At 58.5% G+C, this 25290-nt stretch carries 20 protein-coding genes; 10 read left to right on the top strand and 10 right to left on the bottom strand.

Features of this window, described 5'->3' with window-relative positions; genetic code table 11:
* Positions 1-26 precede the first annotated feature (26 nt).
* Positions 27-2174: a fatty acid oxidation complex subunit alpha FadB gene (fadB, locus tag CKW38_RS26645; RefSeq protein ID WP_007910463.1), complete on the bottom strand. Its 2148-nt coding sequence runs from the start codon at positions 2172-2174 to the stop codon at positions 27-29.
* Between the two features lie 528 nt (positions 2175-2702).
* On the bottom strand, positions 2703-3140 hold the full coding sequence (locus CKW38_RS26635) for a hypothetical protein (protein WP_095114301.1): 438 nt from the start codon (positions 3138-3140) through the stop codon (positions 2703-2705).
* A 103-nt stretch (positions 3141-3243) separates the two neighbouring features.
* Here CKW38_RS26635 and CKW38_RS26630 point away from each other — a divergent pair, with 103 nt between their 5' ends.
* Positions 3244-3681: a universal stress protein gene (locus CKW38_RS26630; RefSeq protein ID WP_007910454.1), complete on the top strand. Its 438-nt coding sequence runs from the start codon at positions 3244-3246 to the stop codon at positions 3679-3681.
* A gap of 174 nt (positions 3682-3855) precedes the next feature.
* On the opposite strand, the gene CKW38_RS26625 is transcribed toward CKW38_RS26630, so the two are convergent.
* Entirely contained in the window at positions 3856-5778 is a 1923-nt protein-coding gene (locus CKW38_RS26625) for an ATP-binding cassette domain-containing protein (protein ID WP_007910438.1), read from the bottom strand.
* 214 nt (positions 5779-5992) lie between these two features.
* On the opposite strand from CKW38_RS26625, the gene CKW38_RS26620 reads away from it, so the two are divergent.
* Positions 5993-7921, top strand: coding sequence for a transglycosylase SLT domain-containing protein (locus CKW38_RS26620; RefSeq protein WP_095114300.1), 1929 nt, complete (start codon positions 5993-5995; stop codon positions 7919-7921).
* Between the two features lie 165 nt (positions 7922-8086).
* On the opposite strand, the gene CKW38_RS26615 is transcribed toward CKW38_RS26620, so the two are convergent.
* A complete protein-coding gene (locus tag CKW38_RS26615; RefSeq protein WP_095114299.1) occupies positions 8087-9871 on the bottom strand; it encodes an ABC transporter transmembrane domain-containing protein in 1785 nt (594 codons plus the stop codon).
* A gap of 255 nt (positions 9872-10126) precedes the next feature.
* On the opposite strand from CKW38_RS26615, the gene CKW38_RS26610 reads away from it, so the two are divergent.
* Positions 10127-10306 carry a PA1571 family protein gene (locus CKW38_RS26610; protein ID WP_095114298.1) on the top strand — a complete coding sequence of 60 codons (180 nt, stop codon included), beginning with the start codon at positions 10127-10129 and terminating at the stop codon, positions 10304-10306.
* A 113-nt stretch (positions 10307-10419) separates the two neighbouring features.
* Here CKW38_RS26610 and pdxB read toward each other — a convergent pair whose 3' ends face one another.
* On the bottom strand, positions 10420-11562 hold the full coding sequence (gene pdxB, locus CKW38_RS26605) for a 4-phosphoerythronate dehydrogenase PdxB (protein WP_007910431.1): 1143 nt from the start codon (positions 11560-11562) through the stop codon (positions 10420-10422).
* 159 nt (positions 11563-11721) lie between these two features.
* On the opposite strand from pdxB, the gene CKW38_RS26600 reads away from it, so the two are divergent.
* Complete coding sequence (locus CKW38_RS26600; protein WP_007910428.1) at positions 11722-13131, top strand: MATE family efflux transporter; 1410 nt, start codon at positions 11722-11724, stop codon at positions 13129-13131.
* A 136-nt stretch (positions 13132-13267) separates the two neighbouring features.
* Here the strand turns inward: CKW38_RS26600 and tusA are convergent, their stop codons facing one another.
* Both tusA and rlmM read right to left on the bottom strand, forming a co-directional pair.
* Positions 13268-13519: a sulfurtransferase TusA gene (tusA, locus tag CKW38_RS26595; RefSeq protein WP_095114297.1), complete on the bottom strand. Its 252-nt coding sequence runs from the start codon at positions 13517-13519 to the stop codon at positions 13268-13270.
* Between the two features lie 165 nt (positions 13520-13684).
* Positions 13685-14758, bottom strand: a complete 1074-nt coding sequence (rlmM, locus tag CKW38_RS26590; protein WP_095114296.1) for a 23S rRNA (cytidine(2498)-2'-O)-methyltransferase RlmM — start codon at positions 14756-14758, stop codon at positions 13685-13687.
* Between the two features lie 222 nt (positions 14759-14980).
* Here rlmM and acnA point away from each other — a divergent pair, with 222 nt between their 5' ends.
* Positions 14981-17722, top strand: coding sequence for an aconitate hydratase AcnA (acnA, locus tag CKW38_RS26585; protein WP_095114295.1), 2742 nt, complete (start codon positions 14981-14983; stop codon positions 17720-17722).
* Positions 17723-18011: 289 nt separating this feature from the next.
* On the opposite strand, the gene CKW38_RS26580 is transcribed toward acnA, so the two are convergent.
* Together CKW38_RS26580 and CKW38_RS26575 are read right to left on the bottom strand one after the other, a co-directional pair.
* On the bottom strand, positions 18012-18827 hold the full coding sequence (locus tag CKW38_RS26580) for an aminoglycoside phosphotransferase family protein (protein ID WP_095114294.1): 816 nt from the start codon (positions 18825-18827) through the stop codon (positions 18012-18014).
* The gene (locus CKW38_RS26575; RefSeq protein WP_007910417.1) at positions 18814-19302 is read right to left on the bottom strand and encodes an SRPBCC family protein; all 489 of its coding nucleotides are present in this window, start codon (positions 19300-19302) and stop codon (positions 18814-18816) included. The genes CKW38_RS26580 and CKW38_RS26575 overlap by 14 nt, the downstream gene beginning before the upstream one ends.
* A 196-nt stretch (positions 19303-19498) precedes the next feature.
* Here CKW38_RS26575 and CKW38_RS26570 point away from each other — a divergent pair, with 196 nt between their 5' ends.
* The 5 genes from CKW38_RS26570 to CKW38_RS26545 all read left to right on the top strand — a co-directional run bounded on the left by CKW38_RS26570 (position 19499) and on the right by CKW38_RS26545 (position 23029).
* Positions 19499-20419, top strand: a complete 921-nt coding sequence (locus tag CKW38_RS26570) for an ADP-ribosylglycohydrolase family protein (protein ID WP_095114293.1) — start codon at positions 19499-19501, stop codon at positions 20417-20419.
* 57 nt (positions 20420-20476) lie between these two features.
* Positions 20477-20881: a lysozyme inhibitor LprI family protein gene (locus CKW38_RS26565; RefSeq protein WP_095114292.1), complete on the top strand. Its 405-nt coding sequence runs from the start codon at positions 20477-20479 to the stop codon at positions 20879-20881.
* A gap of 590 nt (positions 20882-21471) precedes the next feature.
* Positions 21472-22056: a hypothetical protein gene (locus tag CKW38_RS26555; protein WP_256588454.1), complete on the top strand. Its 585-nt coding sequence runs from the start codon at positions 21472-21474 to the stop codon at positions 22054-22056.
* A 9-nt stretch (positions 22057-22065) separates the two neighbouring features.
* On the top strand, positions 22066-22272 hold the full coding sequence (locus CKW38_RS26550) for a helix-turn-helix transcriptional regulator (RefSeq protein ID WP_007910409.1): 207 nt from the start codon (positions 22066-22068) through the stop codon (positions 22270-22272).
* Positions 22273-22357: 85 nt separating this feature from the next.
* Positions 22358-23029, top strand: a complete 672-nt coding sequence (locus CKW38_RS26545) for a hypothetical protein (RefSeq protein WP_095114291.1) — start codon at positions 22358-22360, stop codon at positions 23027-23029.
* Positions 23030-23094: 65 nt separating this feature from the next.
* On the opposite strand, the gene mrdA is transcribed toward CKW38_RS26545, so the two are convergent.
* Positions 23095-24987 carry a penicillin-binding protein 2 gene (mrdA, locus tag CKW38_RS26540; protein WP_095114290.1) on the bottom strand — a complete coding sequence of 631 codons (1893 nt, stop codon included), beginning with the start codon at positions 24985-24987 and terminating at the stop codon, positions 23095-23097.
* Positions 24988-25290 lie beyond the last annotated feature (303 nt).

The following is a 25290-nucleotide window of genomic DNA, read 5'->3' as shown; positions in this document are numbered from 1 at the left end:
TTCACTCTCACTCTAGTTGGGGGCGCTTAACCGAAGAAGCTCTGGCCGGTTTTGGCCATTTCACGCAGCTTCGCGGTCGGGTGGTACAGCGCGCCCAAATCAGCGTACTGGTCAGCCAGGGCAACGAACTCGGCAACACCGATCGAATCGATGTAGCGCAGCGCACCGCCACGGAATGGAGGGAAACCGATACCGTAAACCAGACCCATGTCGGCTTCGGCGGCGGTTTCAACGATGCCGTCTTCCAGGCAACGCACGGTTTCCAGACACAGCGGGATCATCATCCAGTTGATGATGTCTTCGTCAGTGACTTCGCGCTGCTCGTAAACGATCGGCTTGAGCACTTCCAGCACCGACGGATCGGCGACTTTCTTCTGCTTGCCTTTCTTGTCGGCCTCGTAGGCGTAGAAGCCCTTGCCGTTCTTCTGGCCCAGGCGCTTGGCTTCGTACAGCACGTCGATGGCCGAACGACGGTCATCCTTCATGCGATCCGGGAAGCCTTCAGCCATCACGTCACGACCGTGGTGACCGGTGTCGATGCCGACCACGTCCATCAGGTACGCCGGGCCCATCGGCCAGCCGAACTTTTCCATGACCTTGTCGATACGGACGAAGTCCACACCGGCGCTGACCAGCTTGGCGAAGCCGCCGAAGTACGGAAACAGTACGCGGTTGACCAGGAAGCCCGGGCAGTCGTTGACGACGATCGGGTTCTTGCCCATTTTCTTGGCGTAGGCAACGGTAGTGGCAACAGCCAGCTCGCTGGACTTCTCGCCACGGATCACTTCCACCAGCGGCATCATGTGCACCGGGTTGAAGAAGTGCATGCCGACGAAGTTTTCCGGACGCTTGAGGGCCTTGGCCAGCAAACTGATAGAAATTGTCGAGGTGTTGGACGCGAGGATGGTGTCCTCTTTGACCTGACCTTCCACTTCAGCCAACACGGCTTGCTTGACCTTCGGGTTCTCGACCACAGCTTCGACAACCAGATCGACGTGACCGAAGTCGCCGTAGGACAGGGTCGGACGAATGGCGTTGAGCACTTCAGCCATTTTCGCAGCGGTCATGCGACCTTTATCAACGCGGCCAACCAGCAGTTTGGCGGCTTCGGCCAGCCCCTGCTCGATACCGTGCTCGTTGATGTCCTTCATCAGGATCGGCGTCCCTTTGGAAGCCGACTGATAGGCGATACCGCCACCCATGATGCCGGCGCCGAGTACAGCGGCCTGCTTCACGTCTTTGGCGATTTCGTCATAGGCCTTGGCCTTTTTCTTCAGCTCCTGATCGTTCAGGAACAGACCGATCAAGCTCTGCGCGGCAGAGGTCTTGGCCAGTTTGACGAAACCGGCGGCTTCGACTTCCAGCGCCTTGTCACGACCGAAGTTCGCGGCTTTCTGGATGGTCTTGATCGCTTCAACCGGTGCCGGGTAGTTCGGACCAGCTTGACCGGCAACGAAACCTTTGGCGGTTTCGAAAGCCATCATTTGTTCAATGGCGTTCAGCTTGAGTTTTTCAAGTTTCGGCTGACGCTTGGCCTTGAAGTCGAACTCGCCGGAGATGGCGCGTTTGATCAGTTCAAGAGCGGCTTCCTGCAGCTTCTCCGGAGCAACCACGGCGTCGACGGCGCTGACTTTCAGGGCGTCTTCAGGGCGGTTTTCCTTACCGGAGGCAATCCATTCGATGGCGTTGTCGACACCGATCAGGCGCGGCAGACGCACGGTGCCGCCGAAGCCTGGGTAGATGCCCAGTTTGACTTCCGGCAGACCGATCTTGGCCTTGGTCGACATGACGCGATAGTCAGCCGCCAGGCACATTTCCAGACCGCCGCCCAGTGCGATGCCATTAATGGCCACTACGGTTGGGACATTGAGGTCTTCGAAATCGCTGAAGATCTTGTTGGCTTCGAGATTGCCAGCAACCAGCTCGGCATCCGGCAGCTTGAAGTTGTCGACAAATTCGGTGATGTCGGCGCCGACGATGAACACGTCCTTGCCACTGCTGACGATCACGCCCTTGATCGAAGCATCTGCCTTGATGGTGTCTACGGCCTGACGCAGTTCGTTCAGGGTTAGACGGTTGAACTTGTTGACGGACTCACCCTTGAGGTCGAATTTCAATTCGACGATGCCACTTTCAAGAGCTTTAACCGTGATGGCTTTACCTTCGTAAATCATCAACTGATCTCCACGATATGGAAGCTGAACAGTACACGTCGGACGCAGGCGAATGGCTCGGCAGGACGCTTTTTCGTCGATGCTAACGCCAATCCACCCGGCACACCCGCCAACGCGATAGTCGGGATTCTGTAGGAGCAGTCTGTAAGACAAACGCTCAATTCATACGCCCGTTTGATTTGGGTACGTCACCTTCACGGAATTTCCAACAATTGTCAATCGCCCAAAATACGGGTTGAAATGCGACTTTGCGGTCATTTCCGTCAGACGAAGACCCGCAACACGCGTCTGCATGTGAAGCCATTCATAGAATCAATAGTTAGAAAAGTCGCCCTAATTCGCGGCGGCCCTTGTTTAAAGGGCTACGCTGGGAGGACTACAGAGAAATGCGCTGAGCGCTCCAGGCCCCATCAGCATCAAAAAACGTTTCCGGCCTGCCTGGCCAACCCCGCCCGATGAATCATGTCGGGCTTTTTATTGCGCGTCTGCCGGACGTTTCACACCATTGCAGTGCGAAAAGTCCGCGCGTCACGCCAGTGCTTTCAGAGTGGCGTCGATATCCTGCAAAACCGTCGCTTCACCCTTCTCGCCCCAATACAGAGCGATCATCTGCTTGTCTGCCTCGACTTTGAAAATGTTGCCCGGCAACTTTTCGAAATGATTGAGCAGCGCACGATCCTCGCAGACTTCCTGCCATTGATTGACCCATACACCCGGCGATTTCTGCCAGTAAGTCCAGCAGACGGGCTGCTTGCTACGGCGCGGTCGATGATATTGCGCACACGGGTTCGGCGGCTCTTGCGCCAGCCAGTGCGGCCATTCCTGAGGGGCCAGCTGCATGGCCAGACCGATGCGTCGCGCCTCCATGCGCAGAGCGATGCGACCGCTTTGCGCGCGCGATGGGCGCAGCCACGCCAGCGGACTTAAAACCACCAGCAGGATTGACACCACCAACCAGACCGTCATATCTCTATTCCCAATTCTTGGTGAGCGCATTGTGTCACTTTGGAACCAATGCGCTTGAAACCAGCCATACTTAACAATATTGAAATCTCACGAGGAGCACCTCATGCCCTACCACCACATCCTGGTCGCCGTAGATCTGACCGAAGAGTGCGACCCTGTGATTCACCGCGCCCGAGAGCTATCGGTGAGCAATGGCGCCAAGCTGTCGCTGGTGCATATTGTCGAGCCGATGGCCATGGCGTTCGGCGGCGACGTGCCGATGGATCTGTCACAACTGCAACAACAGCAGTTCGATCAGGCCAAGGAACGCCTCGAGCGCCTGAAACTCAAGTACTCCGAGCTCGAAGGCGCCAATTGTCACCTGACTTATGGCCAGCCACGCCAGGAAATCCATCATTTCGCCAAGGAACAAGCATGCGATCTGATCGTGGTCGGCAGTCATGGCCGTCACGGTCTGGCGCTGTTGCTCGGCTCGACCGCGAATGACGTGCTGCACGGCGCGCCATGCGATGTATTGGCGGTACACTTGGTCAAACGCTGAAATACCATTCCATGTAGGAGTGAGCCTGCTCGCGATAACGTTCTGACACTCGACGAGTTCGTTGAATGCTAAACCTCTATCGCGAGCAGGCTCACTCCTACAAGGGAACTGCGTTTACATATGAAAAGCCCGGCGCTCATTACTGAGCGCCGGGCTTTTTCACATCAGGGCCAATCAGGCATCCAGCTCGGCCCAACGTTCCATCAACGCATCCAGCTCAGCCTGCAACTGCTCCAGCGAAGCAATCACCTTGGCCGTTTCAGCCGCAGGGCGCTGATAGAAGCCAGCTTCAGCCATTTCGGCTTCCACGGCAGCAATCTGCTGTTCCTTGGCGTCGATATCAGCGGGCAACGCTTCCAGCTCGCGTTGCAGCTTGTAGCTCAGCTTTTTCTTGGCAGCCGGGGCAGCAGCGACAGGTGCTGCAACTACAGCAGGCTCGGCAGTGACCACCGCCGAATTCAAGTCAGCCTTGCCCGACTTGCTTTCAGTCACGCCCAACAGGCGCGGCGAACCACCCTGACGGATCCAGTCCTGATAGCCGCCGACGTACTCACGCACCTTGCCTTCACCTTCGAAGACCAGCGTGCTGGTGACCACGTTGTCGAGGAATGCCCGGTCGTGGCTGACCATCAGCACGGTGCCGTTGAAAGTCAGCAGCACTTCTTCGAGCAGCTCGAGGGTTTCCACGTCGAGGTCGTTGGTCGGTTCGTCGAGGACCAGCAGGTTCGCCGGCTTGCTGAACAGTTTGGCCAGCAACAGACGCGCACGCTCACCACCTGACAGCGCCTTGACCGGCGTGCGGGCACGCTGCGGGCTGAACAGGAAGTCGCCGAGGTAGCTCAGCACATGACGGCTCTGGCCATCGATATCGATGAAGTCGCGACCTTCAGCGACGTTGTCGATTACGGTCTTTTCCAGATCCAGTTGATGACGCAATTGGTCGAAGTACGCCACGTCGATGCGCGTGCCCTCTTCCACTTTGCCACTGGTCGGTTGCAGACCGCTGAGCATCAGTTTCAGCAGGGTGGTCTTGCCGGTACCGTTGGCGCCGAGCAGACCGATACGGTCGCCGCGCGTCAGCACCATCGAGAAATCCTTGATCAGGAACGGGCCGCCCGGGTGAGCGAAACTCACGTTCTCGAGAACCATCACCTGCTTGCCGGACTTGTCGGCCGTGTCCAACTGAATGTTGGCCTTGCCAGTGCGCTCACGACGTTCGCTACGCTCGACGCGCAACGCTTTCAGGGCGCGGACGCGGCCTTCGTTGCGGGTGCGGCGGGCCTTGATGCCTTGGCGGATCCAGACTTCTTCCTGGGCCAGTTTCTTGTCGAACAGTGCGTTGGCGGTTTCTTCAGCGGCCAGCGCAGCTTCTTTGTGCACGAGGAAGCTGGCGTAGTCGCCGTTCCAGTCGATCAGGCCACCGCGATCCAGTTCGAGGATGCGTGTAGCAAGGTTTTGCAGGAAGGAACGGTCGTGCGTGATGAACAGCACGGCGCCCTGGAAATCTTTCAGCGCTTCTTCGAGCCAGGCAATCGCACCGATGTCCAGGTGGTTGGTCGGTTCGTCGAGCAGCAGCAGATCCGGCTCGGACACCAGCGCCTGTGCCAGCAGCACGCGACGACGCCAGCCGCCGGACAACTGGGCGAGGGTCTTGTCCGCCGGCAGTTGCAGGCGGCTCAAAGTACTCTCGACCAGAGTCTGCAAGCGCCAACCATCACGGGCTTCGAGGTCTTGCTGAACGTGCATCAGCTTGTTCAGGTCATCTTCAGTAACGCAGTTCTGCGCGAGGTGATGGTATTCGGCGAGCAACGCGCCCACGCCATCAAGGCCTTCAGCGACCACGTCGAACACCGTCCGATCGTCGGCCACCGGCAATTCTTGCGGCAATTCGCCGATTTTCAGACCGGGGGCACGCCACACTGAGCCTTCATCGGGCTTCTGGTCGCCCTTGACCAGTTTCATCATGCTGGACTTGCCAGTGCCGTTGCGGCCGATGATGCACACCCGCTCACCACGGGCGATCTGCCAGGACACCTTGTCCAACAACGGCATAGCGCCGAACGCAAGGGACACATCGCTGAATTTGAGCAGGGTCATGAGCTTCTCCAAAAACCGGGCGCGCATTCTACCTGAGTTAGGGCTTCAACAGGCCGGCAATTTGTCTGTCGAAGCACTCTGCACAACATTTGTTGCGAACTTGTGCTGCGAGGCCCGCAAAGCTTTCGCCGCTTGCTGGCAAAAGGCTAAGCTACAGACAATTCAGTGCTGATTCGTGTCGGCACTTGTCATGATTTCTCTGCCCGGATGTCTCATGCGCAGTCGCCTTTTCAGTGTTTTCTCCTGTTTGCTACTTACCGCCGCTGCCGCTCAATCCGCCCAGGCGGTGGACCTGTCCACCCAACGCCAGTATTACGATGAAGCCAAGCGCGCCTTGGCCAAGGGTGATACCGGCCCGTATTTCCGCTACAGCCAGGCGCTGGCCGATTACCCGCTGGAACCGTACCTGGCCTACGACGAACTGACCGCGCGTCTGAAGTCCGCGAGCAATGCGGAAATCGAGAAATTCCTCGCCGAACACGGTGACCTGCCCCAGGCCAACTGGATGAAACTGCGCTGGTTGCGCTGGCTCGCCGACCGTGGCGACTGGGCAACCTTCGTCAAATACTACGACCCGAAACTCAACTTCACTGAACTGGACTGCCTCAACGCGCAGTACCAGATCACCCACGACAAGAAAGCCGAGGGTTACGCCAACGCCGACAAGCTGTGGCTGACCGGCAAATCGCAGCCTGCTGCCTGTGACGGACTGTTCGGCATCTGGGCTGCCGACGGCCAGCTCACCGAACAGAAGCGCTGGGAGCGCACCAAACTCGCCGCTCAGACGCGTAACTATCCCCTGGCCAACAGCCTGGTCAACGGCCTGACCACCCTCGCCCCGCGCGGCCGTTTACTGGTGGATGTGGCGCAAAAGCCGGAACTGCTCAATCAGCCTTCACGCTTCACCCCGGCCGACGAGCCGATGTCCGATGTGGTCAGCCTCGGCCTGCGCCGCCTCGCGCGTCAGGATCCGGACAAGGCCATGGCGCTGCTCGACGGCTACGCCAGCAGCATGCATTTCTCCCGCGATGAAAAAGTCGCGATCGCCCGGGAAATCGGCCTGACCCTCGCCCGTCGTTTCGACAGCCGCGCGCTGGATGTGATGACCAAGTACGACCCGGAGCTGCGCGACAACACCGTTTCAGAATGGCGCCTGCGCTTGCTGTTGCGTTTGGCGCGCTGGGACGATGCGTATCAGTTGACTCGCCGTCTGCCGCAGGACCTGGCCACCACCAACCGCTGGCGCTACTGGCAGGCGCGCAGCCTGGAACTGGCCCAGCCGCAGAACCCGGAAGCGCAGACCCTGTACAAAAACCTTGCGCGCGAACGGGATTTCTACGGTTTCCTCGCCGCCGACCGTTCGCAATCGCCCTACTCGCTGAACAACAAGCCATTGGTCCTCAGTCAGGCGCTGATCAACAAGGTGCGTAACACGCCGGGCGTGCGTCGCGCGCTGGAATTCCATGCTCGCGGACAGATCGTCGATGGGCGCCGCGAGTGGTACCACGTCAGCCGTCATTTCAATCGCGATGAAATGGTTGCCCAGGCGAAACTGGCTTACGACCTGAAATGGTACTTCCCGGCGATCCGCACCATCAGTCAGGCGCAATACTGGGACGATCTGGATATTCGTTTCCCGATGGCCCACCGCGAAACACTCGTGCGGGAAGCCAAGGTGCGTGGCCTGCATTCAAGTTGGGTGTTTGCCATCACCCGTCAGGAAAGCGCCTTCATGGACGACGCCCGCTCCGGCGTCGGCGCCAGTGGCCTGATGCAACTGATGCCCGGCACCGCCAAGGAAACCGCACGCAAATTCAGCATTCCGCTGGCCTCGCCGCAGCAAGTGCTCGATCCGGACAAAAACATCCAGCTCGGCGCCGCTTACCTGAGCCAGGTGCACAGCCAGTTCAACGGCAACCGCGTCCTCGCCTCCGCCGCCTACAACGCCGGACCGGGTCGCGTACGCCAATGGCTGCGCGGCGCCGATCACCTGAGCTTTGACGTGTGGGTAGAAAGCATCCCGTTCGATGAAACCCGTCAGTACGTGCAGAACGTGCTGTCTTATTCGGTGATCTACGGCCAGAAGCTCAACTCGCCACAGCCGCTGGTGGATTGGCATGAGCGGTATTTTGATGATCAGTAACCGGTAATGCCGGTTACGTAGGAGCTGCCGAAGGCTGCGATCTTTTGATTTTGCAAAAAAATGCCCGCATTTTCATGCGGGCATTTTTAGATCAAAAGATCGCAGCCTGCGGCAGCTCCTACAGGTGCCTATAGACCGATCATCCCCCGATGCAAGCAATACCCATCAGAGTTGATCAGCCGTGACTTTTCCATCATTGAACTGCAACGCCGCCAACCGTGCATACAGCGGATTGCTGGCAATCAGCTCCTGATGAGTACCAATGGCCACCAGCTTGCCCTGATCCATCACCGCAATCCGGTCAGCGTTTTTCACCGTGGCCAGTCGATGCGCGATCACCAGCGTGGTGCGGTTCTGCATCAGGCTCGGCAAAGCTTCCTGAATCAGATGCTCACTCTGCGCGTCGAGGGCGCTGGTGGCTTCGTCCAGCAGCAGGATCGGTGCGTCGACCAGCAACGCCCGGGCGATCGCCAGACGCTGACGCTGCCCACCGGAAAGACCGAGACCGCCATCGCCGAGATGGGTCTGATAACCGTTGGGCATTTTTTCGATGAAGTCATGAGCGTGGGCAATTTTTGCCGCTTCCTTGACTTGCTCCAGCGTCGCCCGCGGATTGCCGTAACGAATATTTTCTTCAACGCTGCCGAAAAACAGCGCCGGCGATTGTGATACCAAAGCGAAGTGACGGCGCAGGTCCAGCGGGTCGAGGCTGGTCAGCGGCACACCATCGATAAGAATCCGCCCTTCCACGGGGTCATAAAAGCGCAATAGCAAATCGTACACCGTGGACTTGCCGGCGCCCGATGGCCCCACCAGCGCCAGCGTCTCGCCGGCCCGAATGGTCAGGTTCAAGCCGTTGACGGCATAGCTTTCAGGACGCGACGGATAGGAAAAACGTACTTCCTGTAATTGCAGTTCACCCCGCACGCGCTCCGGCAGGGTCACAAGCCCGGCGGTTGGCGGCTGGATGATATTTTCCGAACCCAGCAATTCAGCGATCCGCTCGGCGGCACCTGCCGCACGTTGCAGCTCGCCGATCACCTCACTCAAGGTGCCGATCGCACTGCCGACGATCAGGCTGTAGAAAACAAACGCCGCCAGTTCGCCTCCAGTGATACGTCCTGCGATCACGTCCATGCCGCCAACCCATAACATCACCGCCACCGCGCCCAAAACCAGCACGATCACCATGGTGATCATCCATGAGCGCTGGAAGATACGTTTGCGTGCCGTGTCGAAGGCGTCCTCGACCGTTGTCGCAAAACGACGCTCATCCTGCACCTGATGGTTGTAGGCCTGCACGGTTTTGATCTGGCCGAGGGTTTCCGACACATAGCTGCCGATATCCGCGACGCGGTCCTGGCTCAATCGCGACAGATTGCGTACGCGTCGGCCGAAAATCAGGATCGGCGCGACCACGAACGGCAGCGCAATCACCACAATGCTGGTGAGTTTCGCATTGGTCACGAACAGCAGGATGACACCACCAATGACCATCAGCAGGTTGCGCAGGAACATCGACAGCGACGAGCCGATCACCGATTGCAGGAGTGTCGTGTCGGCAGTCAGTCGCGACTGTATCTCCGAACTGCGATTGTTCTCATAGAAGCCCGGATGCAGATAGACCAGATGGTTGAACACCTCACGGCGAATGTCGGCGACGCAGCGCTCGCCGATCCACGATACCCAGTAAAACCGTGCGAACGTGCCGACCGCCAGGCCCAGCACCATTAACATGAAGATGCCGATGCTCTGATTGAGCTGATGCGGCGACTGAGTCATGAAGCCGCGGTCGACCAACAGTTTGATCCCCTGCCCCATCGATAACGTAACGGCGGCGGTGACGATCAACGCCAGCAGCGCGCCGATGACTTGCCAGCGGTAAGGTGCCAGAAATCGAGTGGTCAGACGCAGGGCGCGCCGGTGCCTTGAAGAAAGCTTCGGGGTCATTCAGGTACGCATCCGTGTTGATGAAAGGGCTAGCGTAAACCTTCTTTGGGGTGGAACTCTGTAAATCACAATGAGTCAGGTTAAATATGCCCCCAAAGACTAGGCCATAGTTGCTATCGGTCTAACGTCGCGGTTGAGACGAACGGTCATTTCTGTTGGACTGGAATGGCCGCTCATGACGGATCGAAGGCGCTGTCACAGCCTGGTCACGTGGCGGTTTTAATCTGGGTACACAACCTGATGAGGAGACAGGCCATGTCCTTGCAACACAGCAGCGATGACAAGATTCAAGTGATCCGCACCAAGCCCGGCCAATCTCTGGGTTGCTCGATACTGGATAAGGATGGGCGTGAAGTACCGATCACTGAAGAGATGATCCAGCAAGCCTGCAGCGAGCTGGAGAAGCGATTGGTCAAGCCTGCCGAACAAGAGTGATATAGCCACCGTCTTCCTGACCCGGCCCCTTTGGCCGGGTTTTTTCTGTCTGCAGATCAGGTATTTGTGGCGCGGCATTCGCGAGCAAGCTCGCGAATCGCCCATCTCGCTTTCTAGACAGGTACCGCACCCAGCGCCGACACGATCTTCGCCAACGCCGGTGAATCCCCTTCAATGCGCACCTTCAGTCCTTCAATCTCGCGCCGCACCGGATATTGCTTGCGCAACACGTCGAACGCCGCACGCTGCTCGCCGACATTGCCTACGAGGCTGCGGCGAAAATCCGCGTCATCGCGGCGCGGGTCGTACACCCCACGGCACAACATCGCCAGCGCCCAGGCCGGATCGCTGTCACCGTGCAGGGAAACTTCCGACAACCACGGTGCCGGCAACAGATCACTGAGTTGAATGCTCGCCGCTTGACCGAGGAATGTGCAGTAAGCCTGATAGATCTGCGCCGTTCCGCGCTGTTTGCCATCAAGGCTATAACCGGCAATGTGCGGGGTGGCCAAGACGCAGAGTTCGGCCAGCGCAACATCCACTTCAGGTTCTGCTTCCCAGACATCGAGAACGGCTTGCAGGTCTTCACGCTCCAGCAACACTTCGCGCAGAGCAAGGTTATCCACCACAGGACCACGGGCCGCGTTGATCAGCCATGCGCCGGGCTTGAGTTGCTGCAAACGTTGCTGATCAAACAGATGCCAGGTCGCGCCGTCGCCGCTGCGCGTCAGCGGCGTGTGCAAACTGATCACATCGCACTGCTCGATGATCTGCTCAAGGTTGACGTAATCGCCGCCTTCGGCAGCCTGCCGTGGCGGGTCGCAGACTTTGACGTTCCAGCCCAGGCCCTTCAGAACCTTGATCAGCCGTCCACCGACCTCACCCGCGCCGACGACCCCGTAGGTGCGCTGAGTCAGATCGACGCCTTCGATTTCGGCGAGTGTCATCAGACTGCCCAGCACGTAATCAACCACGCCGCGGGCATTGCAGCCAGGCGCACTCGACCATGTGATGCCGGCCTCATTGAAGTAGTCGAGATCCAGATGATCAGTGCCGATGGTGCAGGTGCCGACAAAGCGCACCTTGCTACCCTCAAGCAAAGCACGGTTGACGTTGGTCACCGAGCGCACAAGCAATACGTCAGCCTGCTCGACCGTCGCTCGGTCGATGGAACGGCCCGGCACCCGGCGGATCTCGCCGAAACCGGCAAAAAAGGCATCGAGCAGCGGGATATTTTCGTCGGCAACAATCAGCATGGCGGGCTCCTTTGGCGGATCGGCAGTTTAGGTGCAGATCGGTCGCTGAGCCAGCGAGCTTTGCGCTTACAAATCCGCAACAGAGGATTTTTCCTGACCAAGGCGTCAGCGGCGTAGAATGCGGCGCCTTGCGCATCAACACCTGTGGACGTTTTGCCCGTGAATTCTGTAACTGATCAACCTGTCGCTGTTTCCCTGACCCGCCCGGCGCGGATTCGCCTGGAGTTCAAGAACCTGCTCGCCCTCGCGTTGCCGATCATCATCGCGCAACTGGCGACCACGGCCATGGGCTTCGTCGATGCGGTGATGGCTGGCCGCGTCGGGCCAAAGGATCTGGCGGCCGTTGCGCTGGGCAACTCGATCTGGGTGCCGGTGTTTCTGCTGATGACCGGCACCCTGCTGGCAACCACGCCGAAAGTTGCCCAGCGCTTCGGTGCCGGTACCCACAGCGAAATCGGCCCGCTTGTACGTCAGGCGTTGTGGCTGGCACTGGTGGTCGGACTGATTGCGACGGCGATGCTGGTGGCCGCCGAACCGGTGCTGCACCTGATGAAGGTCGATCCCGAACTGATCGGCCCGTGCATGCAATACCTGCACGGCATCGCCAGCGGTCTGCCAGCAGTGGCGTTCTATCACGTGTTGCGCTGCACCAGTGACGGCATTGGCCGTACGCGTCCGGCGATGGTACTGGGCCTGTGCGGTCTGGCGCTGAACATTCCGCTGAACTACATCTTCATCTATGGCCACTTCGGCGTGCCGGCGATGGGCGGCGTTGGTTGCGGATGGGCCACGGCGATTGTGATGTGGGTGATGGCGCTGGGGCTGGCCGGTTATGAGCGCTGGGCACCGGCCTATCGTTCGAGCGAAATCTTCAGCCGTTTCGACTGGCCGCAATGGGCAGTGATCAAGCGTCTGCTGGCAATTGGTCTGCCGATCGGCATCGCCGTGTTTGCCGAGTCGAGTATCTTTGCCGTGATCGCGTTGTTGATCGGCAGCCTCGGCGCCACGGTAGTGGCCGGGCACCAGATTGCGCTGAACGTCAGTTCGCTGGTGTTCATGATTCCCTACTCGTTGGGCATGGCGGTGACCGTGCGCGTCGGTCAGGCATTGGGTCGCGAAGAACCGCGTGAGGCGCGCTTTGCCGCTGGCGTCGGTATGGGCACCGCGCTGGCCTACGCCTGTCTGTCGGCGAGCATGATGCTGTTGTTGCGCGAGCCGATTGCGGCGATCTACACCGCTGACCCGACCGTGATTCACATTGCGGCGATGCTGATTGTGTACTCGGCGCTGTTCCAGTTTTCCGACGCCATCCAGGTGACCGCTGCCGGCGCACTGCGCGGTTATCAGGACACGCGGGTGACGATGATCCTGACCCTGTTCGCCTATTGGGGGATTGGTTTGCCGGTGGGTTACGCCCTCGGCCTGACCGACTGGCTCGGTGAGCCACGCGGCCCGAGCGGCTTGTGGCAGGGTCTGATCGTTGGCCTGAGCTGCGCGGCGTTGATGCTGTCGATCCGCCTGACACGCAGTGCACGCAAGCGTATTCGGATCAGTCGCTCGGCGGGCTAAACCCTTAAAACCGGGACAAAAAATGTGGGAGCCAGCCTGCTGGCGAATGCGGTGAATCAGTCGCCATCAATAGTGACTGAGATACCGCTTCGCGAGCAGGCTCGCTCCCACATTTGGTTTTGCGTTCGCCTGGGATTCAGGCGTGTTTCTTGCGAATCCAGTACAGATAAGTACCGGCCTCTTCGTGCTGGCTCACCAACTCATGGTCGAGAAACACGCAGAACTTGGGGATATCGCGTTTGGTCGACGGGTCGGTGGCGATCACCTTGAGCAGGCCGCCAGGTACCAGGTCACGGATGTACTGGTGCAGCATCATCACTGGCTCCGGGCAATTGAGGCCGGTGGCGTCAAGGGTGCCGTCGACCGGGGTATCGATCATTTCACTCATGATTCACTCCTGAAACTGGCCGGCATTGTCGCGCATTGCCAGGTATTCGGTCATCTGTGGCGTTACGCCACACCCTGTGTAGGAGCTGCCGAAGGCTGCGATCTTTGCTTTTTAAGATCAAAAGATCGCAGCCTGCGGCAGCTCCTACAGGGGCTTTGCGGTGTATCAGCGGGATTTGGCTTTCTTGGTATCGTGACGACGCAAGTGGCAGGTCACTTCTTCGCGGTCGTGATACAGCTGCTTGCAGCCGATATCGACCTTGATCCCGCGCGCCTTGAAACCATCGGCAATCCGTTCGAGCAAGCGCTTCACTTCGGCGTAACGCTGCTTCATCGGCAACTTCAGATTAACCACCGCCTCGCGGCAATGCCCCTCGCCGATCCACTCTTCAAGCATCGCGGCATTACGCGCCGGTTTCTCGACGATGTCGCAGACCATCCAGTCCACCGGTTGCTTGGGCTTGAAGGTAAAACCGTCGGCCATCAGGTGCTGCACCAGACCAGTGTCCATCAGGCTTTCCGCCATAGGGCCGTTGTCGATGGCGGTCACCAGCATGCCGCGATTGACCAGTTGCCAGGTCCAGCCACCCGGCGCAGCGCCGAGATCAACACCAGTCATGTCGCTGTGCAGGCGATCTTCCCACTGATCACGCGGGATGAAATGGTGCCACGCCTCTTCCAGCTTCAACGTCGAACGGCTGGGCGCCTCACGCGGGAACTTCAAGCGCGGAATACCCATCGGCCACATCGCCGAATTACCGGCATCGGCCATGCCGAGAAACACTTCACGACCGCTCTTGAAGGTCAGCAGCAGACGCGGTTTATTCGCGTCTTCCACCAGTTTGCCGGCACCGATCAGAGCCTTGCGCAGCGGACCTTCGAATTTCTTGCAAAAGTTCGACAGCTCTTTGCCGTCATTGGTGTCGACGACCTCCAGCCACAGGCTGCCGCACACCGGAAAATCCGCCATGTGCGCAAGGATCACACTGATGCGATCGTTTTCCGGCAGATCGATGAAGACGCCGCGCGCCCATTGGCGCGGGAAGATCAACTCGGCAAAACGCTGGCCGCGCATCAGGCGCTCGGCGCCGTCTTCTTCGGTGCAGACAAACTCGGCGCACGCGGTGGCCGCTTTGGCCTTGGCGTAGCCGGCCACATTGAGTTGGGCGGCGAGGTCGGAAATCTCCGAACAGACTTCGCCTTCGAAGCCTGGCCGGCAATGCATGAATAGGGTGTTCATTCTTACTCCTGGGCAGAGGGCGATCATTCGGCCACTGCGCGATGTCCAGACCTTGCGTTGCAGCAAAGCCTGTCACGAAAACCGGCGCATGATAGCCGATGTCGGAACCTTGGACTTGCCCATAGAGTCCAGTTATTAGCCAGCTAATGAAAACAGGGCTACGTTGATAGCTCTGCCCGTCCCCTCAATCCGTAGCCGTGCGGATTCAAAGGAGTGATTGTAATGCCGTCCCTCGATAGCCTGAAAACGCTCAAAACCCTGCAAATCGACGACAAGACCTACCACTATTTCAGTTTGCCGGATGCCGCCAAAAGCCTGGGCGACCTCGACAAGCTGCCGATGTCGCTGAAAGTCCTGCTGGAAAACCTGCTGCGCTGGGAAGATGAAAAAACCGTCACCGGTGCCGACCTCAAGGCCATTGCCGCGTGGCTCAAGGAGCGTCGCTCCGACCGGGAGATCCAGTACCGCCCTGCCCGCGTCTTGATGCAAGACTTTACCGGCGTACCCGCCGTGGTCGACCTCGCCGCCATGCGCGCAGCGATGGCCAAGGCCGGCGGCGATCCGCAGCGAATCAATCCGTTGTCGCCAGTGGATCTGGTGATCGACCACTCGGTAATGGTCGACAAGTTCGCCACCGCCAGCGCGTTCGAGCAGAACGTCGACATCGAGATGCAACGTAACGGCGAACGTTATGCCTTCCTGCGTTGGGGCCAAAGCGCCTTCGACAACTTCAGCGTGGTGCCGCCGGGCACCGGCATCTGTCACCAGGTCAACCTTGAATACCTCGGCCGCACCGTGTGGACCAAGGATGAGGACGGCCGCACCTACGCCTTCCCCGACACGCTGGTCGGCACCGACTCGCACACCACCATGATCAACGGTCTCGGCGTACTCGGCTGGGGCGTCGGCGGGATCGAAGCCGAAGCGGCGATGCTCGGGCAACCGGTGTCGATGCTGATTCCGGAGGTGATCGGTTTCAAACTGACCGGCAAACTCAAGGAAGGCATCACTGCAACTGACCTGGTGCTGACCGTCACACAGATGCTGCGCAAGAAAGGCGTAGTGGGCAAATTCGTCGAATTCTACGGTGACGGCCTCGCTGATCTGCCCCTGGCCGACCGTGCGACCATCGCCAACATGGCCCCGGAATATGGCGCGACGTGCGGCTTCTTCCCGGTTGATGACGTGACGCTGGAATACTTGCGCCTGTCCGGTCGGCCGCCTGAGGTGGTGAAGCTGGTGGAGGCCTACACCAAGGCTCAGGGCCTGTGGCGCTTACCCGGTCAGGAACCGGTGTTCACCGACAGTCTGGCGCTGGACATGGGCAGCGTCGAAGCCAGTCTGGCCGGGCCGAAACGACCGCAGGATCGTGTCTCACTGCCGAATGTGCCGCAAGCCTTCAGCGACTTCATCGATCTGCAATTCAAACCCACCAGCAAAGAAGAAGGACGCCTGGAAAGTGAGGGCGGTGGCGGTGTCGCGGTAGGGAATGCCGATCTGGTCGGCGAAACCGAATACGAGTACGAAGGCCACACCTATCGCCTGAAAAACGGCGCCGTGGTCATTGCCGCGATCACCTCCTGCACCAACACCTCCAACCCGAGCGTGATGATGGCCGCCGGGCTGCTGGCGAAAAAAGCCGTGGAGAAAGGTCTGACCCGCAAACCGTGGGTGAAGAGTTCGCTGGCGCCGGGCTCGAAAGTGGTCACCGACTACTACAAGGCTGCGGGGTTGACGCAATACCTCGATCAGCTCGGGTTTTCACTGGTCGGCTACGGCTGCACCACCTGCATCGGCAACTCCGGGCCGCTGCCGGAACCGATCGAGAAAGCCATCCAGAAAGCCGACCTGACCGTGGCATCAGTGCTCTCCGGCAACCGCAACTTCGAAGGCCGCGTGCATCCGTTGGTGAAAACCAACTGGCTGGCCTCGCCGCCCTTGGTGGTCGCCTACGCTTTGGCCGGCAGCGTGCGCAGCGACATCAGCAGCGAACCGCTGGGCGAAGATCAGCAAGGCAATCCGGTGTATCTGCGGGATATCTGGCCAAGCAGCAAAGAGATCGCCGATGCGGTGAATCAGGTCAGCACGGCAATGTTCCACAAGGAATACGCCGAGGTGTTCGCCGGTGATGAACAGTGGCAGGCCATCGAGGTGCCGCAAGCGGCGACTTACGTGTGGCAGGACGATTCGACCTACATCCAGCATCCGCCGTTCTTCGACGATATTTCCGGTCCGCTGCCGGAAATCAAGGATGTCAAAGGTGCGCGGGTGTTGGCCCTGCTCGGCGATTCGGTAACCACCGACCACATCTCCCCTGCCGGCAACATCAAGGCTGACAGCCCGGCCGGACGTTATCTGCGCGAAAAGGGTGTCGAGCCTCGGGACTTCAACTCTTACGGCTCACGTCGCGGCAATCATGAAGTGATGATGCGCGGTACCTTCGCCAATATCCGTATCCGCAATGAAATGCTCGGTGGTGAAGAAGGTGGCAACACGATCTACATTCCGACCGGCGAGAAACTGGCGATCTACGACGCGGCGATGAAGTATCAGGCTTCGGGCACGCCGCTGGTGGTGATTGCCGGGCAAGAATACGGCACCGGTTCCAGCCGCGACTGGGCGGCCAAGGGCACCAATCTGTTGGGGGTGAAAGCGGTGATCGCCGAAAGCTTCGAGCGGATTCACCGTTCCAATCTGGTGGGCATGGGCGTATTGCCGCTGCAGTTCAAGCTCGATCAGAATCGCAAGAGCCTCAACCTCACCGGCAAGGAAACCTTTGAGATCCAAGGGCTGACCGGCGTCGAGCTGACACCGCGGATGAATTTGCCGCTGGTGATCACCCGTGAGGATGGGCGTCAGGAAAAGATCGAGGTGCTGTGCCGGATCGATACGTTGAATGAGGTGGAGTACTTCAAGTCGGGCGGGATTCTGCATTACGTCCTGCGCCAACTGATCGCATCGTAAGATCTGCGGATGCAGAAACACCGCCATTCGGCGGTGTTTCTGTTAGAGCAATGCACTTTTCTGTGGACGAAAAAAAACCCGCCGAAGCGGGTTTTTCCCAAGACCATTATCGACTCCCTGTCGGCAGCGATCCTTGCAAATGGTCGATCATCCGTGATCCTGAAACACTCCCTGTGTCTCAGTTGATGTGTGTAGATTACCCACTGGATCCAATCGGCAATAGTCGTAAAAGCTACCAGTGCGTGTAAGACATTCGCCATAGCAACCCTTCCGAAAACCCCTAGCCGTGTCAGGCATCAAGCATGGAAGCCGCGATCTGCGCGACTTTCAGCTGCCCCGAGGCCTGTTCCAGCGCGTCATCCTCCAAAAACCAGGCTGCGGACAAACCGGCGAACGCCAGCACCCATTGCAGCAGCCTGCGTCGATCAAGCCCGGCAGCCTCGACAATCACATCCAACTGCGGGCGAAAGCGCTGGGGATCGGTGGCTGTCGGCAAGTCCGGGTTGCAAATGAGGTTGGCGTAATCAAAACCGCGCTCGCCCCTGACCCGTTTCGGATCGATGGCCAGCCAGCCACGCGATTGGAAATCCAGCACATTGTCGTGGTGCATATCGCCGTGCAGCACCACCACATCCTGTGGATCGGCGAGCAGGGTTTCGGCGGTTTGCAGGCTCAGGCTGTAGAGACCGTCATGTTGGTCAGCAGCAACGCGCAGCGAAGCAAACCATGGCCGCAACTCCACTAACGGCGGAGGCGGCGTTTCGCGCGGTGCATGCAATCGCGCCAGCGCCGAACACAGAATCCGGCTCGCCTCGGCGTCTTCGCCGTTCATCGCCATGTGCATCAGCGAGCGGCTGCCCATGGCGCGCTCCATCAGCAAGCCATCTTCGTGATGCGCCAACACTTGCGCAGCACCATCACCGCCCCACCAGGTCATCAACCGATTGCCGTACTTCTCGTCGACATCCAGCGCAATCTTGAGCATCGCCGGCGTGTCGTTCAGGCGTACCGGCAACAAACGGCTGCCGGATGTGATGATCGGCGCACCGTCCGGCACCAGTGCCCAGCGCTCGAGCCAAGGTTCGAAAATATCAGCCACCGTCACGCTCGCGGGCCTTGGCGCTCTCGACAAGAAACTGTTCGAGTCGGCTCAACTGTTCTTCCCAGCCACGGCTATCCATGTAATACGCCTCTTTCTGGCGAATGTCGGGAATGTGCGCGAAGCCCGATTCAGAGACCTTCAGCAGCGTTCCGCCCTCGAAGTCTGCCAGCTCGAACCTGACCAGCGTGGTCGGCTCCTGGGAATAGTCGATCTTCGGATTGACTGCATACGGATGCCAGCGAAACGAAAACAACTGCTGCGGCTCGACCCGCTCGATCAGCACATTCCACAACACATGTTCATAACCTGGATACGTGACCTGCCCTTGCGTCCATTCACCGGCAATAAACCGTCTGCCCTCAAGCGCCACCCCAAACCACTGGCCAAACGCTTCGGCATCGACCAATGCACGCCAGACATGCGAACGCGGCGCCTTGAGCGTGATTTTGCGTTCGAAACTATTGGGTACTGGTTTCATACGTCACCTCCTGTTCTGAACACTAGGCCTGTATGACCACATGTCCAATGTGAAGTTGTATCAGGGCGGTGCAGTCGTTCACCAGCAAGGACACATCAAGCTGCACTTTTTTACCGGTGCCGTGATGGTTCCAGACACCCTGCGCCCAACGAAACTGTTACCTTTTCCAGCGAATTTGAATCTACAAGGACGAATCATGCCGCCATCCCTCGCTGAACGTTACCGCGGTGCTCTGCTCGGTCTTGCGTGCGGCGACGCTGTCGGTACTACGGTTGAGTTCAAACCACGGGGATCATTCCAACCGTTGACCGATATGATCGGTGGTGGCCCATTCCACCTCAAGCCCGGGCAATGGACCGATGACACCTCGATGGCGCTGTGTCTGGCGGAAAGCCTGTTGAACAAAAATGGTTTCAATGCTGCTGATCAAATGGGCCGCTACCTCAACTGGTGGCAATGGGGTTATCTGAGTTCGACCGGTGAGTGTTTCGATATCGGCATGACCGTCAGTCAGGCGCTGGCGCAATATCAACAAACCGCTGATCCCTTCGCCGGTTCGCCCGACCCGTACAGCGCCGGCAACGGTTCGCTGATGCGCCTGGTACCGGTGGTGCTGTTCTACTTTCCCGACGCCCGGCAAATCCAGAGCTTTGCCGCCGACAGCTCGCGAACCACCCACGCAGCACCTGAAGCCATCGAATGCTGCCAATTGTTGGCCGCGGTGATCGCCAGTGCGCTTGAAGGCGCGAGCAAAGCAGAACGGCGTCAACTGCCACTCGCCAGTTTCTCGCAGCCCAAGGTCGCTTCCATCGCGCGTGGCGATTATCTCAGCCTGTCCGAGACGGACATCAAGGGCAGCGGCTACAGCGTACAGTCGCTGGAAGCGGCGTTGTGGTGCTTTCATCACACGAACAGCTTCGAAGCCGCCATTTTGCAAGCCGCCAACCTGGGCGATGACGCCGACACCACCGCCGCGATTACCGGTCAGTTGGCCGGCGCCTATTACGGCGTGCGGGGGATTCCTGAACACTGGCTGGAAAAGCTGCACGACGGTGAAGAGATTGCGGCGACCGCCGACCGTTTGCTCGCGGCTTCCCGAATGCGCCCGCAAGAATAGACGCGACACAGCCGCTACACTGCTCGGCACTTACCTTCGATACAGCGAGATTTGACCATGTCCCCACGCCTGCTTCTGGCCCTGACACCCTTTCTGTTGACTCCCCTCGCCCAAGCCGCCGTCGACTGCGCGAATGCCAGCGATCAGGCGACGATGAATCAATGCGCCGGGGAGGAATTCAAAGCGGCGGACAAGGCGTTGAACGCGGTGTATCAGCAAATCACCGGGCGTTTGAAGGACAACCCGGATGGCAAGAAGCTGTTGGTCAGTGCACAACGGGCGTGGATCGGGTTTCGCGATGCAGAGTGCAAGTTTTCATCGTCCGGAGTTACTGGCGGGAGCGTTTATCCGTTGATCTACAGCAACTGCCTGACGAGCGTGACCAAGGTGCGGGTTGAGGCGCTGAAACAGTATTTGAAGTGTGAAGAAGGTGACATGAGCTGCCCGGTGCCGGGGGCCTGATTTTTGCGGCGGTGTTGAGGGATCTTTCGCGAGCAGGCTCTATCCCACATCGGAATGCATTTCAAATGTGGGTTAACGCCCGTGCAATGCGTTGCGCGTGATCATGTTCTGCTCAGGCCGTTACGACTCGGCCCTGTGCACACTCGCGCACACGACAGGTGCACCACTGCGCAAACTTTCCTCAAGCAACTGAGGGGGACTGGTCGGTCAACTTGAAAAAGGTTCGCCGCTCGCGGGAAAACTTCATTACCGAAATCAAGTAAGCCCTATACGAGCGGGCGACTGAAGCATGCCTGTGGCGTGTGTCCCCGCTCTAATCAATCCCTGCCCCGTCATCGATACCAGCGCTCACCGAGTGGATCGCGCCCCTCCTCTGCTCTCGACTTGCTTCGAATTCGACAGCCTATCGACATTGAAATCCCCCAAAGCGAATGCACTGAAGATGCTGCTGTAGCCCCGGCACCTCGACACCAAGAGCGATCTTCACAAAATAGGAACAATTTATTATTGCGATTCGATAATTTAACATCGAGAATTAGTCATTCCCAATGACACCGCAAGGATTTTTCATGAGTACTCGTAACAACGGATTGGCACTGCAACGCATGCATTGGGTCGGACTACTGGCAGCGATTCTTGTCTGGGTTTTGGGGGTGACCGAGGTTGGTGGCAACGCTTCGATCTGGTTCTTCAAAACGGATGAAATGCTCGCGGCTCTGCTCTACGCCTTCGCCGAAAACTCGCCGCAATTGCTTGATCCGTTTGTCGAAGGTGCGCTGCTTGCCCCTGACACATGGCTCTCGCCACTGGTCACTGCGCTGCTCGTCGTTCTGGATTTCCTGCCCGTTCTGCTTTCGACCTACGTACTCTGGCTGACAGGGTTGTTTTTCCTGCGCTTATCCCGCGGCGAAACCTGGACCGAGCGCAACATCAAGCTGCTGTGGCGAGTGGGGATTCTGTGCATCATTTCTCCGGCCGCCTACCCGCTGGTAGAGACCTTGCAAGGCTTGACACTGTCGATTGATCTGCCGCCTGGAGATCGCATTTTTCAGTTCTCGATCGGCCTGTCTTCCACTTCTGCCTACGAGATTGTCAAAGGCGTATTGCTCTGTTTGTTTTCAATTATCATGCGCGATGCAAAAGTACTCAGCGATGAGCAAAGCCAATACATATAGAACAATACAATGACCATTATCGTCCGCCTTGACGTTGTCATGGCCACGCAAAAAATTCGCTCGAAAGAGTTGGCCAGCCTGCTGGGCATCACCGAGGCCAATCTGTCATTACTGAAGAATGGCAAGGTCAAGGGCGTGAAGATGGCCACCCTGGACAAGCTCTGCGCAGCACTCGATTGCCAGCCAGGCGATTTGCTGGAATACCAGAAAGACTGAGCCTTGCGCAGGCGCGCAAGTTAATTGTCGCCAGTCCACACCGTTTAACTCTTATTCAATCCTTAGTTTATAAGGCGGCTTTGTCATGACCCGGTTTTTACTCTGCGCGCTGTTTTTACTGACCGCGTTGATCAGCGGCTGCGCCACGCAAATGGGCGTAGCGCTAAATGCGACACCCGATCCGGACTATCATTTTGACCGAAAGGCGATTGTGCTGGTGACGTCTGCGAGTGGCAGCGACGAAAACGCTCTTAATGCCCGCTACTATCTTCGCGACATGGTTAACGCGCTGAAAGACAGAGGTTTCCAGGAGGTCTATACCGACGCCAGTCTGCCGAAGAACCATGCGCCGATAAAAATGACCGTCAGCCTCGATGTCGGCAGCCGACAGGTGACCTACCGCTATACCGCCACCGACTATGGGCAAGTGCCGACCAGCACCTCTACCGTGTGCAAGACCAGCAAGAAAAAAAACGATCGACTGACCTGCACGAGTAAACCGAACACGACCTATGGACCGGTAGGGACCTCGGAGCGCACCGGTTACACCACGCTCAGCACCTTTGTTGCCACTGCCCGCGATGAAGTCAGTAAGCGCCCGGTCTACCTGCTCCGCGCTTCGTCCTATAACGAGGACTGCCAATCCTCCAAGGTTGAAGACTTTCTAGTGGAACAAGGCTTGCAGAACCTGAACTTCGAGGACCGTCTGCAGCGCAATTACACCGTCACGATGCCCGAGGGTTACCGCTGCAAATAGGCTTTGCAGGACAGTTCACAGTACCGGCTCAGCTTGCATGAGCCGGTACTGTGAACTGTTGAAGGTTAAACGTGCGGATCACCCGGCGCTTTGGTCGGCGCGGCGTACTGCGGCTTGAGATGGCCGTCCTGATCAAGCAGCCAGGCGTCCATGATCTGCCGCACCACAGGGCCTGCGACACGACCACCGGCCTCGCCGTTTTCGATCATCACCGAAATCGCGATCTTCGGATGCTCCGCCGGGGCGAAGCCAACGAACAAGGCGTTGTCGCGATGGCGTTCCAGGGTTTTCTCGCGGTTGTATCGCTCGCCCTGCTTGATCGCCACCACTTGCGCGGTACCACTCTTGCCGGCGATGCGATATTGCGCACCGGCGGCGGCCGCACGCGCGATACCCCGGGCATCGTGCATCACCATCTGCATGCCGTGATTGACCTGCTCCCAGTCTCGCGGATCCTTGAGCAGGATGTTCGGCATCGGATGCTCATCGACCGGGGCGACGCCATCGACGGTTTTAGCCAGGTGCGGCCGGTTCCATACACCTTTGTTAGCGATCAATGCCGTGGCTTGAGCCAGTTGCAGCGGCGTGACCTGCATGTAGCCCTGGCCGATGCCAAGGATGACCGTTTCGCCAGGGAACCAGGCTTGCCGGCGGGTCGCACGTTTCCATGCTTGCGATGGCATCAGGCCGGGCGACTCTTCGAACATGTCCAGCGAGACTTTCTCGCCGAGGCCGAACATCGCCATGTAATCGTGCAGTCGATCGATACCGAGCTTGTGGGCCAGATCATAGAAATAGGTGTCATTGGAACGCATGATTGCCGCGTCCATGTCTACCCAACCGTCGCCGCTGTGATTCCAGTTGCGATACTTGTGATCGAAGTCCGGGAGCTGGTAATAACCGGGGTCGAAGACGCGGGTTTGCGGCGTCACAACACCAGCGTCTAGACCGGCGATGGCCACCTCTGGCTTGATCGTCGAGCCCGGTGCATAGAGACCGCGCAGTACGCGGTTGAACAAAGGCCGGTCGATCGAATCTCGCAGTGCCGAATATTCCTTGGAGCTGATACCGGTGACGAACAGATTCGGATCGAAGCTGGGATTGCTGACCATGGCCAACACTTCGCCGGTCGACGGATCGAGCGCTACCACCGAACCACGACGATCGCCAAGCGCGGCTTCGGCAGCTTCCTGCAGCTTGATGTCGAGGCTCAGGACGATGTTCTGACCAGGCACCGGATCGGTGTGTTTGAGCACGCGGAGTACGCGACCCTGGGCGTTGGTTTCGACTTCCTCGTAACCGACGTGGCCGTGTAACTGCGCTTCGTAGAAACGCTCAATGCCGGTTTTGCCAATGGATTGGGTACCGCGATATTCGACCGAGTCGAGGGTCTTGGATTCTTTTTCGTTGATCCGGCCGACGTAACCGATCGAGTGGGCAAAGTGCGCGCCAAGTGGGTAATGGCGGACGAACTGTGGCTCGACATCCAGACCGGGGAGGCGGAACTCATTGACGGCTAGTACGGCAATTTGCTCTTCCGTCAGCTCATAGAACAGCGTCACCGGCGTAAACGGGTGGCGGGACTGCTTCATGGCTTTATCGAAGACTGTGCGATCTTCTGCAGGCAGGTGCAGGAGATTGATGACCTCATCCAGTTCTTGATTGACGTCGCTAGCGCGTTCGCGGGTGATGGTCAGGTTGAAACTGGGGCGGTTATCGGCGAGCAACACGCCATTGCGGTCGTAGATCAAACCGCGTGTCGGCGGGATCGGCAAGACGTGGACGCGGTTGTTTTCGGAGATGGTCGAGTGATAGTCGAATTCCACCACCTGAAGGATGTACAGGCGCACGACAAGGGCGCAACTGATGGCGAAGACGAACAAGGCGCAGGCGATCAGCCGTTTGTTGACCAGGCGCGTCTCTTTTTCGTGGTCCTTGATCGGGATGGGTTCAGGCATTTCTACAGCAACTCTTTGACATAAATGAGTGCCGATCCGTGGGCATGACATCAGTCCGTTAAAAAACGAGCTGCACCATACCAAAAACTGCCCGGTCATTTCAGAAGGAATTTCCCCAATGGCCGTTTCTTGCGACGGCTGGGACAGCGTTGTCCCGCGAAAACTTTTCTACAGGCAAAACAAAACCCCAACTGCTTTCGCAATTGGGGTTTCGGAATTTAATCTTGACGATGACCTACTCTCACATGGGGAAACCCCACACTACCATCGGCGATGCATCGTTTCACTGCTGAGTTCGGGATG

Origin of the sequence: Pseudomonas sp. Irchel 3H7 (assembly GCF_900187605.1) — a bacterium.
Classification (GTDB): domain Bacteria; phylum Pseudomonadota; class Gammaproteobacteria; order Pseudomonadales; family Pseudomonadaceae; genus Aquipseudomonas.
Note: the sequence above shows the minus strand (reverse complement) of the source record. Positions and strands in the feature narration are given on the sequence as shown.